Here is a 14,640-nt window from a genome sequence, read left to right on the forward strand (position 1 = left end):
CATTAGTTTTGAATTAAAAAAGATGAAAATTATCTCAGTGTAAGTCAATCAATTAACGGTGTTTAAAGAATCATAATTAATTTAGGAATTCAAAAAAATGTTTTGAAAATATAGTTCAAATCCGACCAAACGCTTTGGTTCTGAACATAATCTTTGTTGATTTTCACCTTTTCAGGCCAAATTACTTCGTCGTTGTATTCTAGCGGATTTTCTTGGTTATTCAGTAATTCTTCTTCGTTTCGAAAGGCAATTTGCGCTGGCCCTGTAATTCCGGGTTTTACATCGAGAATAATACGATTTTCCCCTTCTAAAACATCGGCATAGCCTTTCACATCGGGTCTTGGTCCTACAAAACTCATATCGCCCAATAGGATATTGAAAAGTTGCGGCATTTCGTCTAATTTGGTATTTCTGATGAAATTTCCAAACTTGGTTATTTCATGTGTTTTTTGTGTCGTTACAAATGAATTAGAATTACCTTTCATCGAACGAATTTTATAGATAGAAAAAACCTGTCCATTTTTACCGATTCGTTCTTGAGAAAATAATCCAAATTTCCCTGTATCAATCGTAGCAACCATTACTAGTATGATAATGATAGGCAATAAAATTGGAAGTAATAAAATTGCTAAACAATAATCAAACAAGGATTTGGCCCACATTTAACGCTTTTTGAAATACGTTCGAATGTCAATCATACGTTTGATACGTCCTATAACACTTGGGTCATAATTCGCGTCTTCCTCAAAATAGCCATAACCATAACCATAGCCGTAGCCATATCCGTACCCATAACCATATCCGTAACTTCCTTTGACTTGAAAATCGTTTAAGATGATTCCAATATTGGAAACTTCACCTTCATCGTATTTATCGGAAATACGTTTCACAAATCCTCGATACGTATAATCGAAACGAGTCACATAAAGTGTTGCATCGGCAAAATGCATCAAATCATAAGCATCGGCAACCAAGGAAACTGGAGGTGTATCTAGTACAATGTAATCGTATTCGGCTTTCAAAGAATTGATTAATTCGTTTAAATTTTCCGATAATAAAAGTTCAGAAGGATTGGGCGGAATTGGACCACCTGTAATAACATCCAAATTGGGAACTTTTGAATTTTGAATCACTTCTTCTTTGGTAGAATTCCCTGATAAATAATTGGATAGACCTTTTTTGTTTGAAAGTTCAAATTCATCAAAAATTTTAGGTTTACGCAAATCCATTCCAATTAAAATGGTTTTCTTCCCACTTGCAGCCAAAATTGTCGACATATTCATCGAAACAAAGGTTTTTCCTTCTCCACCGACAGAAGATGTTATCAAAATTGTTTTCTTTGGATCTTTGTTGGACTTTTTATAAAGAAATTGCAAATTACTTCTAATGGCTCTAAAAGCTTCTGAAATCCCTGATTTAGGTCTTTCTAATACAACCAAAGGATTATTATCTGAATTATTTCCAATTGTTCCGATAAAAGGAATGTTGGTTAATTTCACAATATCTGGAATACCCTTAATTTTTGTATCAAAAATCTCTCTTAGCAATAAATAGATAGTTGGAATAATTAAAGCAATAAGTATCGCAGTTAACATATTCGCTCTTTTGTTAGGCGATATGGGAGCTTGACCTAAATTTTTCGCTTTATCGATAATATTTACATCGGAAACTGTCGATGCTATAGATAATTCTGCTTGGCTATATTGTGAAAGCAATTGGTTGTAGAGTACATCATTTACCTCATATCCTCTAGCGACATCCAAAAACTTCTTTTCTTGTTCAGGCAATTGGTAAGCTCTGGAATTGTAATGACCTATTTTGGTATTTATATCTCCTAATTCTTTGTTAAGTCTATTTTTTGATGTATTGATCATACCTTGGATAGCAGATTTTGAATCTGCTATTCTAGCTTCAATTTCAGAAATTTCTCTAGTACCAGATTTATAAAGTAATTTTAATTCATCGCGTTGTTGTTCAAGGCTTCTTAAATTACTTACCTCTGAAACGAAATTCCCTTCGCTTAAACCAACAATCTGCAAGTCAATCATTCCTTTAGTTCCTGATTGATAAATATTATTACTTACAGAATTTAACGTATTGATTTTATCTTGCATCGTAGCTTTTTCAAGCTCTAATGACTTTAAGTTTCCTAAAATGTCACCTTTTTCTCCACCAAAATCATAAATATTTTCACGTTTTTGCAAATTTTGATACTCAATAGAAGCACTATCAACTTTTGCTTTGGCAATACCAATTTGTTGACCAATATACTTTAAGGTATTTATGGCCATTTGATTTTTTTCGTTTAATTCTTTTTCCTTTAAAAGCTCCAACGAATTATTGATAACGTCGATTGCCTCTTCTTGCGAATAGGACACTTTTGAAATTGATAAGATCGAACTTCCTTTACCTAATGCATTAACTTGAATTCCACTTTGAACTCTTGATGCTGCACGATCTAAATTGGTTAATACAAAAGAATATTTATCTTCTGGATTGAAGAATTTCTTACCTTCTAAAATTTGAAATCGATAATGATCAGAAGTTATCCATTCGCTAAATTTCCCTTTGGAAGGAAATTTAACAGGAATGCTTTTTCCCAAAATCGTGTCCATTGTATAATTGTAAAGTAAGTTTGAAGATGGATTGGAAATTGGTTTAATTTCAAATGTCGTATTATCAATTTTCCTTATTTCTAATTCAACCCCCACAATCTGATTATGCGTTGTATCTACTTTCACAATAAAAGGTGAAGCATCTCGATGAGAATTAGATTTTTTTAACGTCCCTTCTTCCATATAAGCGACGTATGCTTCTATACGCTTCGCTACATCAAAGGCATGGGTTCTGGATTCCAAAACCTTAGTAAGGATATCTGTTTTCCCACCAGATCCACCCCAGATAAAGTTAATGGAATTCCCTCCAAAATCACTACCTCCTTGACTTTTTGAAGATACATTAAAGGTCGCATCCCCTTGATACATGCGATCTAAATAATAATTATTGATAAAATAGGCAATAAAAATTGCAAAAATTAAGGATAACAAATAAATCACCCAATTTCTAAGAAGTCGAGGAATAAATCGATCAATTTCAAAGAATAGTAAGGAATTTTTCTTTTTTAAATTGGTAGAATGAGATGGTTGATTATGGTCCATAAAAATTCCTATTGATTATAGATTTTTAAAGAAAAAATAAATACCGATAACAGCAGTTATACCTCCAAAAATAGTTGTAACAGTTTGAATAGGATTCAACCCAATTCCCCATTGTTTTTGTCTTCTTGGATTGACTATAATGATATCATTGGGTTGTAGCCAAAAATACTCGGAATTCATCACCGATTCTTGTGTTATATCTACAACCGCTCGTTGAGTTCCTTCTGGTGTTGTGCGCAAAATCTGGATATTATTTCTATCGGCTACAGGTGTTAAATCGCCTGCCATTGCAAAAGCTTCCAACAAGTTAAAATCATATTGTGGTACGTGGTAATTCCCAGAACCAGCTTCTCCAACAATTGTAAAGTTAATACCAGGCATAATCACCTCAATATAAGCGGCAGATTCTTCAAAAATTTTATAAAATTCACTTTCTATTTTTTCTCTTGCCTCTTCAAGACTTAATCCCAATAAATAAATCTTACCTATTCTAGGTAATTCGATGTTTCCATCTTCTTGGATTCTAACACCCTTACCCATTGTGTTCTGCCCACCACTCATTGCATCGGCATTTGTTGAATAATCTGATAATTCTTGTAATTCAACACCTTTACGAGTCGAAACTTTAATGTTAATCAAATCATTCACTTGTAAATGATAAATTGGTCGATTAAAAGCAATCATCCCATTTTCATTTAACTTCAATTTTTGATCAGGTTGAATGTATTTTACATCTTTTAACGGAATGCATGATCCTAAAGTAAAAAATACACAAGACGCTATGAATAGGTATAAAAATCTAGGCTTCAAGGTTCTAATTTTAGGTGGCAAATATACTATTTTTAAGATTAATTTGAATTTTGACGTTGTACTAACTTCCTTCTATTGAGAAACTCACTAACCACAAGTGGCATATAGGATAAAAATAAGGCAGCACAAATTAATATCAATAACATTAAACTGATATTAAAATGTCTTATTTGATAAGCCAATACAATTAATAATACATTGGCAGCACAAATAATCAAAGTGGTTTTTGTATGATTAAATCCCAATCGCAATATTCGATGATGAATATGGTTTTGGTCGGCTGTAAATGGTGATTTTCTTTTCATTAAACGTATGATGATTACACTTAAAGTATCAATCAATGGAATAATCAATATTGCAATTGCGATGATTGGAGCACTTTCTATTTTCACCCAAGGCATAGAGGATAAACTAATGAATTTAATAGCCATAAATGCAATCAAATAACCGACTACCATGGATCCTGTATCGCCCATGAAAATTTTGTATTGATTGGAGAGATTAAAATATAAAAATGCTAGAAGTGAACCCAAAATAGCGATGGCCAAAAATCCCATCGAATAATCATACAATCTAAAAAAGATGAAAACGAAACTCAAGGAGATCAAAATTCCTACTCCACTCGCCAAACCGTCGATTCCGTCAATTAAATTATAAGAATTGATAATCAAGACGATAATAAAGATGGTAAAAAAGACACTAATCCAATAAGGCAATTCAAAAATACCAAATAAACCAAAAAAGCTTTCGATACGTATATTTGACCCTACTACAATCATCAAAGCACTTAGAATTTGCGCAAAAAGCTTTTTCTGTGGAGCCACCACCAATAAGTCATCCATTAAGCCAATAAAAAATAGTAATACCAATGCTGCTGAAAAGAATATAACTTTACTGAGCATATCAAAACAAAAGATACTGGCAACAACTGTAATCGCAAAATAAATGGCTACTCCTCCCAAGCGAGGTATTTTACGCGTATGCGAACTTCGACTTCCAGGAATGTCCATTAATTGTTTTCGATAGGAAACTCGAATGATTTTTGGAATCGCAATAAAAGTGAGCAAAAAGCTCAATAAAAAGGATAGGATAACTTTTAAATAAAGTGATGAATATCCAATAAAGTTAGCGATTGCCTCTAAACTTAAGTTTTTCATACTTTCTCATTCCGTTGAAAGCCCAATGCAGGGTGTAATAAGTTGATCGGAACAAAGATAAACCTAAATATTTAGAATATACATTAAATTGCTTTTGTAGGATTAAAAATTTATTTCTTGAAAAGGAATTTTTTCGAATTCGATAAATGGCCAAGGATTCCTTTATGGCACGCGCTTCTGGAATTTTTCTCAAAATTTCAATCCACATCGCGTAATCCTCGCGCATATCCACTTCGGGTATTTCTACTTTTCCAATTCTTTGGGTATCATACATGGAAGTAAGCATGGGAATCGGACAATTGTATAAAATCCGATCATAGGTAATATGATCTTCCGCTATAAAGTCCTCCAAATAAGGTTCTAAATTCTCATCATGTCTCTTGTAAGAACCGTACACTAATTCTTCCTTGTTGTCAACTAAATAATTTACAGCTTTTTCTAAAAATTGAGGCAACCAAACATCATCACTATCAATAAAGGTAATAAATCTTCCCTTTGCATTTCTAATGCCTATATTGCGCGCTTCAGCTGCACCCACATTTTCCTCTGACACTATTAAATGAATCCTTGGATCATTAAATTCTTTGATTTTTTGAACCGAATTATCATGCGAACAATCATCTATTATCCACCATTCCCAATGGGCATAGGTTTGATTTAATACGGACAAAATCGTTTCCGCAATATAGTTCTCAGAGTTGTAACATGGCGTTATTATAGAGATTAAATTATTCTTCATATAGAAAACCATATCTAGCATTTTCACTTAAAACAGAATTATAATTCCCAAACCCTGAGCGATCACCCCAATTTCGGTAGAAATTACCATAAAGCAAAATAGAATAAACTGTAAATCCTATAAATAAAAAATTCTTTACAGAGGTATTTTCTCGAAGGGCATAAACCATTCTAGGTATTACGAAAATGATATAAACGGTAAAAAAACCAGGTAATCTAGCCGCAAAAATTCCGCCACCAAAGAAAAAATAGGTAATTACTCCAAAAATATAAATGTTTCTAAAATAACTAAAAAGCTCGTCTTTTTCTGAAACTTGCTTATTGAAAATCAAAATTATAGCAACGGTTATAATTTTCACAATGTCTCCTAAAACACCTCCTTCTGAGGAAAGTTCACTTGCGTAATCATTATAGGTTTCGGCTACTCCAAAAGGTAGGAATTGTGCGATACTATCAATTATCATATTTAATCCAACTAAATTGGATATGATTGCCACAGATACTAAAACAATTATTAAAGTGTTATTGAATTTAATTTTTACAATCCAATAGGCGAATATAAATAGTACAACAGCTTTGTGAAACATAAAAGCTAAGGCAAATACGAGTAAAAATTTGAATAACTTCCGTTCAATGATATAAGGAATCGAACAGAGCATTATTGCATTGGCTAATCCTTGACGAACGTGAACGTGTTCTTCAAACAAATAGGTTGGAATGAAATACATCATTAACGTCATAAAAGCATAGGGACTGTACTTATAGAACATTTTCCCCTTCAAAGTCAATGCGATGATGGCTATTAGCAAGGTAAAACTCGCATAACCCAAACCAACAGTACTGACGATTTTATTGAGATAAATATACCCAGGCTCCATATCAAACATGATGATGATATATTCCATATCGGAAAAATCCGTTTGGGCCGCACCTTCAAAAGCATTCCAGTAAGCCAACCAGTCAGGACTTATCGCATAAGCCAATCCGGCTGTAAACATCATCATCACTATGATGGTTTTAAACCAATTTTTATTGGTAGGCGTATCGTTCACTACTTGATAAATAGTGGATCCTATCAATAAAATCGCAATAAGGTTATAGATAAAACTCATTGTTCCCTAGGTCAGTCTTATTAATTTTAGGTTGATGAAACTTAACAAATAAAAGATTTGCTTCTTCATTGGCAAAGAAAACAAATAATTTCTTGCAAATCGTTGGTAATTGAAAATTCGCTTTTTGGAAATTCCGTAAAGTTTCATTTGCTTTTCCAATTCTACCACCATTTCAGCTTTTAGATTTTTGTCTTGCACATAGGCTACATAAGCCAAATAGGAATAATATCCTTGGAACATAAAGAAACGATCAAAATCCTCTTTAAAATTCGAATATTCGCTAGCATCAAAAGCTTCTTTTACGTTTTGAATTGCCAAAAACATATCATATCCCTTTTTTGTATGGGTTTTGGTAATCGAATCCTGTCGTTCAAAATATTTGTAAAATGGCTGATTGATTTTGGCTATTATGCTGGATTTTAAAACCAATTGCGGAATTAATTCAATATCCTCGAAATGAATACCTTTTTTAAATTTTAAGTCTTGAAATAACTCCTTTTTGAATAATTTATTACAAGCGAAACACGCCATTTCTCCAAAAATGGTAAAATCCTTTTTCAACGCAATTTTCTCTGGAAGTTGTGGCGATTGCGGCAAATCTCGGAAGGCTTCTCCCCTTTCATTTACCTTTTCCAAATCACATAACACAATCTCAGCAGAATGTTCAATGGCTTTCTTGTAAAGGGATTCAAACATTTCGGGGGAAACATAATCGTCACTATCGACAAATCCAATAAACTCTCCCGAGGCTTTTTCCAAACCGAAATTTCTTGCATCGCTCAATCCGCCATTTGGTTTCTGATAGGCTTTGATTTGCGAGTAATTAGAAGCATATTGATCAATAATCTTCTGCGAATCATCGGGTGAACCATCATTGACTACAATGATTTCGATTTCATTCAAGGTTTGATTGACCAAAGAATCCAAACATTTTTCCAAATATGCGGCTGTATTATACACCGGAACAATCACCGAAACTTTCATAATTCACGCAATATTTGGTTATACTTTTCCATTATTTTTTCTTTAGAGAATCGAGAATGTATACTATTGACGATTAACTCTGTATCCTTTTCAGATTGAACCAATTTTTTCACTCGTTGAGCAAATCCTTCCGCATCTTCAATCGAATGAATTTCTCCATTGATTCCTTTTTGAATGATTTCGCGAATTCCACCCGGACAATCATTGGCTAAAGCATAGGTTCCGCAAGCTCCCGATTCCAATAAAACATTGGGAAATCCTTCGTAACGTGAAGACAAAACAAATAAATCGGCTTGCTGCAAATACGGATAAGGATTTTTCTGAATTCCTGCAAAATGAACATTCTCCAATCCTAATTCTTCTTTTTGTTGCATCAATTCGTCTCGATCACGACCATCGCCTAAAATCGTTAATTCAATATTTTCATCCTTCAAATGCGCAAAAACATTTAAGAGCATATCAAATCCTTTTCGTTCGGTTAGATTTCCAATTGCTACCACATTTTTTACCAATGAATTGAATTTCCTTTCATCCGAAAACATTTGGGATTGAATAAATTCCACATCAACTGGATTATTGATTTTGACAATTTTTCGAGGTTCTATATTGATATTTTCAACCAAATCCTTTTGCATATCATCTGACTGGGCTATGATTTGATGGAAATTATTGTAAAACCTGTAGAAAAATCGAATTTCCTTTCGTTTGACGTGCTCCGAAACGACATTGGTTTCACGCGCCACAAATTTGGTTTTCTTAAAAAACGGAACAAACGGTGCCAAAAATGCACTTACTTCGCCCCAACCGCCAAATACAATATCCGGTTTTTCTTTTCTGATTAATGGCAATACTTTGAATATGGCAAAACGAATTCGATCCACTTTTAAATCGATAACTTGCACATCATCTTTCAACAATTCCAATGGCATTCCTTCCTTATTGAACAATACCAAATAAGGTTGAAAATCTTCACGATTGAGGTAATTGCACAAGGTAAAAATCACCCGTTCAGCACCGCCAAACGTAAGGCCAGGAAGTAAAAAGAATATTTTTTTAGGTCGGTTCAATGTTTATTATTTAATTCCTTTGGTCAGAAAATTCCACAAATATTGCCAGATTGTTGGATGATACCAAATTTGACTTTCCAATACGGGCTGTTTTATTTGAATTGAATTATTTTCAACATCCATCACCGCTTGTTTCATCAAAGGAATTCCTGCTGCGGTTTGGTAATATGGATAAGTCGTAAAATTATCTTTCTTTTCGGGTTGGATTCTCGCTTGATACAAGATTCCGCCGGTATCGACACCTTTATCGACCAAATGAACCGTTACGCCACAATTTTCCAAATCCTGATTGACCAATGCCCAATAACCGCCGTGAATACCACGATATCTTGGTGTAATCCCTTCGTGAGTATTGATGAATACGGCATTAACAGCCGATAAAACTTTTTTGGAAAGAATTCGACATCCGTTGACAATCACCACATCTGGATTGATTTCTTTCAAAATATCGATGGTTTCTTGCGCATTGACACTGGAAACATCTTTTAAAATAGCTGGAGAAATTTCGGCGTCGCTTAATCCCAATTTCTGAATGACTTTTTCTTTTTGGTCTTTCGAAAAAGTTCGCAAAATGGGTAAAATCAGTTTTCCAAAAGCAATTTGTCCCAAAACGTTGAACCAGCCCAATTTTTTTGCGCGATTCTTCATAATCGTTTTCATCGGAACAGGCACTTCACGAATCACTTGAACGATGTTCACATCCTCTTTCAGACCATTGTACATAAATCTGGAAGAAATCGCTGGACCCGTTAACATCACAACTCTAACGCTCATATTTCTCTTTGTATAATTCAACGACTTCCGCCATATGACAAGCTTTCATTTGGTATTTTTGACGAAGTTCTTCAAAATGCTTTAAAATTTCTTCTAGCATTTGAAAGTTTATTTCTTGATTGATTCCGATGTCGTGCGGATGAAACCAAAGATGGAATATTTTTCCTTTTTTGGCTGCATGTGTCATTTGATTTTTAATACGTCTAATTTTCAATCGATCAAATTTCGATTCCGATTCTTTGTAAGGTCGCAACCATCGACTAGCACGTACTCGATACAACTTATCTTTTTTCACTTCCGCTAAATCCTGGCAATGCTGATTACCCAAACAAATGAAATAATCCAAATATCGAATGGCGCGCTTTAGGATTCCTTCGTCGGAACCTTTTGCAGCCGAATGAAACCAAGCTTTTTCAGTTTCGCGGTAAATTTCAATTCCGTTTTTGGGAAATACATCCAAATAGTCTGGATTGATTTGATGACGCGGAAACACAAAGGATTTCAAGTCAATTCCCATCGATTTCGCTATTTTGATTGCAGCTTGTAAATCGGATTCAAATTCTTCTTTGGTTTGTCCGTCTTCCAAACCATAATAGTGCGAGAAGGTATGCGTACCGATTTCGTGTCGACCATCTTTCTGAACCATTTCCATTAATTTCTTTCCGAAATAATAGTTGGGATTATGTTGAGTGGATGCATCGATATATCCGTTATAAGGAGATAAATTTTGATCTTGATACGAAGGATTCAATTTAGGAAGAAATTGATTCAATTCCTGCAAATTCTCGGCAAACATCGCTCCTACCGTTGCAAAAGTTGCGTGAACATCGTATTTCGCAAATAAATCCAACATTTTCGGAATGACTTCCCAAACACCTAAAACATTGGGACCATATTCTTGGAAACTAAATTTATCACGAATTCCCCAAAAGAGTTCGAAATCAAGTGAGATGACAAATAATCCTTGCGATTCCTTTCCCATTCTCATATTTGATTGTTTATATAACCATCGGTTGCCTTATCGTTTTTCATTGTTCGGGCTGGATTTCCCACAACAATCGAATCATCTTCTACATCAGAAGTAACGTAGGAATTTGGTGCAATTAAGACGTTGTTTCCAATGGTAATTCCGCCGACTATAACCGAATTAGTTCCAATCCAAACATTATCGCCAATAACGGGAACACCTTGTTTATCGCCTCGATTGGTTTGCCCGATTGTGACGCCGTGCGCGAGGTTACAGTTTTTGCCAATTTTCGCTTTGGGATTGACTACAACCGTTCCCCAATGACCTAAATACAATCCTCCAGCAATTTGGGTTTTGGCAGAAATCTGGAAACCATATTTCACTTGATAGCGTCGAAGCATTAATCGATAAAAGATGCCCATTGGGCTTTTGGCCGAAGTTCGTTGCGAATGACGTAAAAAATACAAAAACAAAAGTCCAGGATCAAACAAGACTTTCCACAAGGTCACAGATTCGTATTTTCCTGTTTTTCGATAATAATCTTGTTGTAATAGGCTTGGCATTTCGTAATAAAATTCTTTCTAGAGTTGATTTGCAAATTTAAGAATAGTATTGATATTCTTGTTTTTAATTCTAAGGTGAATCGATTATCGATTGAATATGTTGAACGGAATTTTTCAAGTTGAAAGGTGGAATATAATCATCCAATTTAGTTTGAAAGGATTTTGCAAATTTAGGATTCGTCAACATCGTTTTCATTCCACTATAAATTCCTTCTTCGGAATTTTCTACAATCATTCCTAATTCACCATCGTTGAGCATTTCTCGAACACCCGAAACATCAGTTGCAACAATGGTTTTCTTCAAGGTTATTGCTTCATACAAAACGGTTGGAAAACCTTCGTAACGAGAACTTAAAATGAAAAAATCGGCCGCTTTAAAAAATGGATAAGGATTGTCTGTAAATCCTAACATCGTAGCCGTTTGCTCAAGTTTTAATTCGTTCAATAAGTTTTTTACGTTTTCAAAATCATATCCATCACCTACAATCAAGACTTTGTGTGGAAATCCTTCTTTCAATAATCGTTTATGTACGCGTAAAAGTCGATCGAATCCTTTTTGCGGAAAAACAGTTCCAACAGAGACAAAAACAGGAACCGAAGAATTAAAATCATAAACATCTTGCTTTTTTTCAGCCTTGGTCAAGATTTCTTGGGTATCGAGCGGATTGTAAATTCGGACGATTTTCTTTTTCTCCTCCTCCGTTCTTGCCATATTTTCAAAATCCTTTTGGATCTGCTCCGAAATGACCATTATTTGATCGAATCCAAAGAATTTGCGTATTTCCTCATCGGTATAATCGTGAAATTCCGTTTTGCGCAAATCGTTGTGAATCCAAACGATTTTTTTGGATGCTTTTTGCGGAGAATTCAAAATATCATCTCTCAAACCGTGGATTGCCGCAAATTCAATATCGTATTGTTTATTCTTGAGAATATATTTATACAATAATTTAGGAAACTTCTTAAGTGTTTTCTGATACAACACTCGAAAGGCTTTCTGAGGAATATCTTGTGGTCGATTGGTCGTAATCATTTCCCCTTTGTTGAGATAGAAAACATTGATCCAATCGGGAATTTCAGCAAGGTATTTACCTGAATAAAGATTTAATAGCAAATCGATTTCATATTTATCGGTAGGCAAATTCTTCAAAAAAGTTGCGAGAACTTTTTCTGCACCACCGTGGCGTAAAGATCCGATTCGTATGAGAATTTTCTTTTTCAATGGTTGGATTATAAAGTCAGGCAAATTTCAGAAATTAATTTGCAATGTCGTATGTTTTTTTTTTTACTTTTAAACTCTAAATCAATCTAAATGAGCAACACTTTACACTATCAAGCAAATGATTGTATTTCAATTTTGCTAAGAAATTTCAACAATAAGTATCTCTATTAAAATTATTAAATAAATTTAACTATTGATTAAATCAATTGATTTACTTTTAGTTAACCATATACCTTAACAATCTGTGGAATATCGTTTAGACATTCAAGGACTACGTGCTATAGCAGTATTATCCGTTTTTTTATTTCATTTCAATCATGCCTTATTACCAGGCGGATTTTTAGGTGTTGACATTTTTTTTGTCATTTCTGGATTTTTGATTTCGGGTATCATAATTAATAAAATTGATAAAAAATCTTTTTCGTTTATCGATTTTTATAAAAGTAGGATCAAACGGATTGTTCCTGCTTATCTAGTCTTGCTTATTATTGTTGCAATTGCTGTAACCTTTATTTATTTTAACCAAGATGTAAAATTTTTCAGAAAAGCTTTATTTAATGCAAGTATTTTTAATTCCAATAATTATTTTGCTTCTCTAGACACGTATTTTGGTGCTCAAAATTCAGAAAATCCACTTTTGCATACTTGGACACTTGCAGTGGAAATGCAGTTTTACTTGATCTTACCATTGATTCTATTTTTTATACCCCGAAAATGGCTCGGATTTTTTATAGTCCTATTAATCCTTCTTTCATTAATGTATACTCATTACCAAATTAGTTTTGGAAAACAAGTTGTGGCAATGTATTATTCGCTTTTATCACGTAGCAGTGAATTTTTATTAGGGACATTGGTTCAATTGTTCTTAATGAAAAAGAAGAATATAAATATTTCGACGCAGACATTTTTAAGCGTTCTTGGATTGTTGATGGTCCTAATCCCAATGTTTATTTATAATGAAAAAACAACTTTCCCTGGCGTTTTGGCACTTATTCCTTGTGTAGGAACAGGAATGTTATTAATTTCCAAAGACAGTTACATCAACCAATTTTTATCGACCAAAATTCCAGTTTTTATAGGAGCACTTTCCTATAGCATTTATTTATGGCACTGGCCTTTTATGGCCTTATACCGCTACTACCATTCGCAATATGAAATTCCATTAATGGATGGTTTACTAATGACGATATTAATTTTTGCCTTTTCGTATGCATCTTATTATTTAATAGAGGAAAAATTCAGGATAAAATCGATCAAACAAATAGCTATTAGTTCAGTTGCGGTTTATTTATTTTTGGCATTTATGGTTCTGATGTCTGTAAAAATTAACGAAAAAATGGGATCTACTCCTGCCTATTTTTCTTCTTCCAATGCAATGGGATTTACCTCACACGGAAAATATTTTAAACGATTTGAGGTTTTAGGAAATCCAGAATCTACGAATAAAATTTTAGTCATTGGCTATAGCCATGGATTGGTTATGAAACCCTTTTTGAACGAGATTGGAAAGAAAAATGATTTTGCTTTTAGTATCGTCACAAATGATACTTATCCGCCAATTCCAAACATTAGCGAAAAAGAATTTCACAATCAATCAAATTTCGAATTATACGAGAATTTAGCATTGAAATCTGAAAAGGAAATCGAAAAATTTGACACCATTTTTATTTTGAAGGCTTGGGGAATTCCACTACCCCACTTTAATGAGGCATTATTGAATCTGACAAAAAGATATCCTCAAAAAATCTTTTATCTATTTGAAGATTACCCGACTCTGAACAAAAATCCAATACGTGTAAATCGTGGTGAATTAAAAACCAAGAAAAATGTAAAATTTGAAAAAATCTACGCAAAAATTCCTGAAAATATTCTGAAAGAATTAAAATCTTCACCCAATGTAAAAGTTATGGATTTAACCAAAATTAAATTGTTTGAAGATGCGCCATATTACAAGGATACGGTAATTTATTATGATGAGAAGCATCTAAATGTTTTCGGATCAATTAAATATGCTAAATTTAGCGAAGAGATATTTTTAAAAAAATTGCGATCAAACTAATTTGATTATCACAAAAGCCCATACTTTTC

Annotated in this window: 13 protein-coding genes; 1 reads left to right on the forward strand and 12 read right to left on the reverse strand. The window is 33.6% G+C overall.

What is annotated here, in order from left to right:
• Positions 1-89: 89 nt before the first annotated feature.
• From ABID46_RS06920 to ABID46_RS06975, 12 genes are all read right to left on the reverse strand, one after another.
• Entirely contained in the window at positions 90-662 is a 573-nt protein-coding gene (locus tag ABID46_RS06920; RefSeq protein WP_354508433.1) for a sugar transferase, read from the reverse strand.
• On the reverse strand, positions 663-3,158 hold the full coding sequence (locus tag ABID46_RS06925; RefSeq protein ID WP_354508435.1) for a GumC family protein: 2,496 nt from the start codon (positions 3,156-3,158) through the stop codon (positions 663-665).
• 15 nt (positions 3,159-3,173) lie between these two features.
• Positions 3,174-3,968, reverse strand: a complete 795-nt coding sequence (locus tag ABID46_RS06930; protein WP_354508437.1) for a polysaccharide biosynthesis/export family protein — start codon at positions 3,966-3,968, stop codon at positions 3,174-3,176.
• Between the two features lie 38 nt (positions 3,969-4,006).
• Positions 4,007-5,125, reverse strand: coding sequence for a glycosyltransferase family 4 protein (locus tag ABID46_RS06935; protein ID WP_354508439.1), 1,119 nt, complete (start codon positions 5,123-5,125; stop codon positions 4,007-4,009).
• The gene (locus ABID46_RS06940) at positions 5,094-5,864 is read right to left on the reverse strand and encodes a glycosyltransferase family 2 protein (protein WP_354508441.1); all 771 of its coding nucleotides are present in this window, start codon (positions 5,862-5,864) and stop codon (positions 5,094-5,096) included. The genes ABID46_RS06935 and ABID46_RS06940 overlap by 32 nt, the downstream gene beginning before the upstream one ends.
• Positions 5,854-6,975, reverse strand: a complete 1,122-nt coding sequence (locus ABID46_RS06945; RefSeq protein WP_354508442.1) for an EpsG family protein — start codon at positions 6,973-6,975, stop codon at positions 5,854-5,856. The genes ABID46_RS06940 and ABID46_RS06945 overlap by 11 nt, the downstream gene beginning before the upstream one ends.
• A gap of 6 nt (positions 6,976-6,981) precedes the next feature.
• Positions 6,982-7,959 carry a glycosyltransferase family 2 protein gene (locus ABID46_RS06950; RefSeq protein WP_354508444.1) on the reverse strand — a complete coding sequence of 326 codons (978 nt, stop codon included), beginning with the start codon at positions 7,957-7,959 and terminating at the stop codon, positions 6,982-6,984.
• Positions 7,956-9,026: a glycosyltransferase gene (locus ABID46_RS06955; RefSeq protein ID WP_354508446.1), complete on the reverse strand. Its 1,071-nt coding sequence runs from the start codon at positions 9,024-9,026 to the stop codon at positions 7,956-7,958. The genes ABID46_RS06950 and ABID46_RS06955 overlap by 4 nt, the downstream gene beginning before the upstream one ends.
• A gap of 6 nt (positions 9,027-9,032) precedes the next feature.
• A complete protein-coding gene (locus tag ABID46_RS06960) occupies positions 9,033-9,800 on the reverse strand; it encodes a formyl transferase (RefSeq protein WP_354508448.1) in 768 nt (255 codons plus the stop codon).
• Positions 9,790-10,788, reverse strand: coding sequence for a polysaccharide deacetylase family protein (locus ABID46_RS06965; RefSeq protein WP_354508450.1), 999 nt, complete (start codon positions 10,786-10,788; stop codon positions 9,790-9,792). Before ABID46_RS06965 ends, ABID46_RS06960 begins: the two co-directional genes overlap by 11 nt.
• Positions 10,785-11,330 carry a serine O-acetyltransferase gene (locus ABID46_RS06970; protein ID WP_354508452.1) on the reverse strand — a complete coding sequence of 182 codons (546 nt, stop codon included), beginning with the start codon at positions 11,328-11,330 and terminating at the stop codon, positions 10,785-10,787. Before ABID46_RS06970 ends, ABID46_RS06965 begins: the two co-directional genes overlap by 4 nt.
• 70 nt (positions 11,331-11,400) lie before the next feature.
• Positions 11,401-12,576, reverse strand: coding sequence for a glycosyltransferase (locus ABID46_RS06975; RefSeq protein ID WP_435529324.1), 1,176 nt, complete (start codon positions 12,574-12,576; stop codon positions 11,401-11,403).
• A gap of 220 nt (positions 12,577-12,796) precedes the next feature.
• Between ABID46_RS06975 and ABID46_RS06980 the strand changes: the two genes are divergently transcribed.
• Positions 12,797-14,611 (forward strand): acyltransferase family protein, encoded by a 1,815-nt coding sequence (locus tag ABID46_RS06980; protein WP_354508454.1) that lies wholly within the window; start codon positions 12,797-12,799, stop codon positions 14,609-14,611.
• The last annotated feature ends 29 nt before the right edge of the window (positions 14,612-14,640 follow it).

This window comes from Moheibacter stercoris, assembly GCF_040545805.1.
Taxonomy (GTDB): Bacteria; Bacteroidota; Bacteroidia; order Flavobacteriales; family Weeksellaceae; genus Moheibacter; species Moheibacter stercoris.

Coding starts and splice junctions, on each gene's coding strand:
- ABID46_RS06935 (WP_354508439.1), bottom strand. CDS start 5,125: ATGAAAAACTTAAGTTTAGAGGCAATCGCTAACTTTATTGGATATTCA.
- ABID46_RS06940 (WP_354508441.1), bottom strand. CDS start 5,864: ATGAAGAATAATTTAATCTCTATAATAACGCCATGTTACAACTCTGAG.
- ABID46_RS06925 (WP_354508435.1), bottom strand. CDS start 3,158: ATGGACCATAATCAACCATCTCATTCTACCAATTTAAAAAAGAAAAAT.
- ABID46_RS06965 (WP_354508450.1), bottom strand. CDS start 10,788: ATGAGAATGGGAAAGGAATCGCAAGGATTATTTGTCATCTCACTTGAT.
- ABID46_RS06970 (WP_354508452.1), bottom strand. CDS start 11,330: ATGCCAAGCCTATTACAACAAGATTATTATCGAAAAACAGGAAAATAC.
- ABID46_RS06945 (WP_354508442.1), bottom strand. CDS start 6,975: ATGAGTTTTATCTATAACCTTATTGCGATTTTATTGATAGGATCCACT.
- ABID46_RS06960 (WP_354508448.1), bottom strand. CDS start 9,800: ATGAGCGTTAGAGTTGTGATGTTAACGGGTCCAGCGATTTCTTCCAGA.
- ABID46_RS06920 (WP_354508433.1), bottom strand. CDS start 662: ATGTGGGCCAAATCCTTGTTTGATTATTGTTTAGCAATTTTATTACTT.
- ABID46_RS06950 (WP_354508444.1), bottom strand. CDS start 7,959: ATGAAAGTTTCGGTGATTGTTCCGGTGTATAATACAGCCGCATATTTG.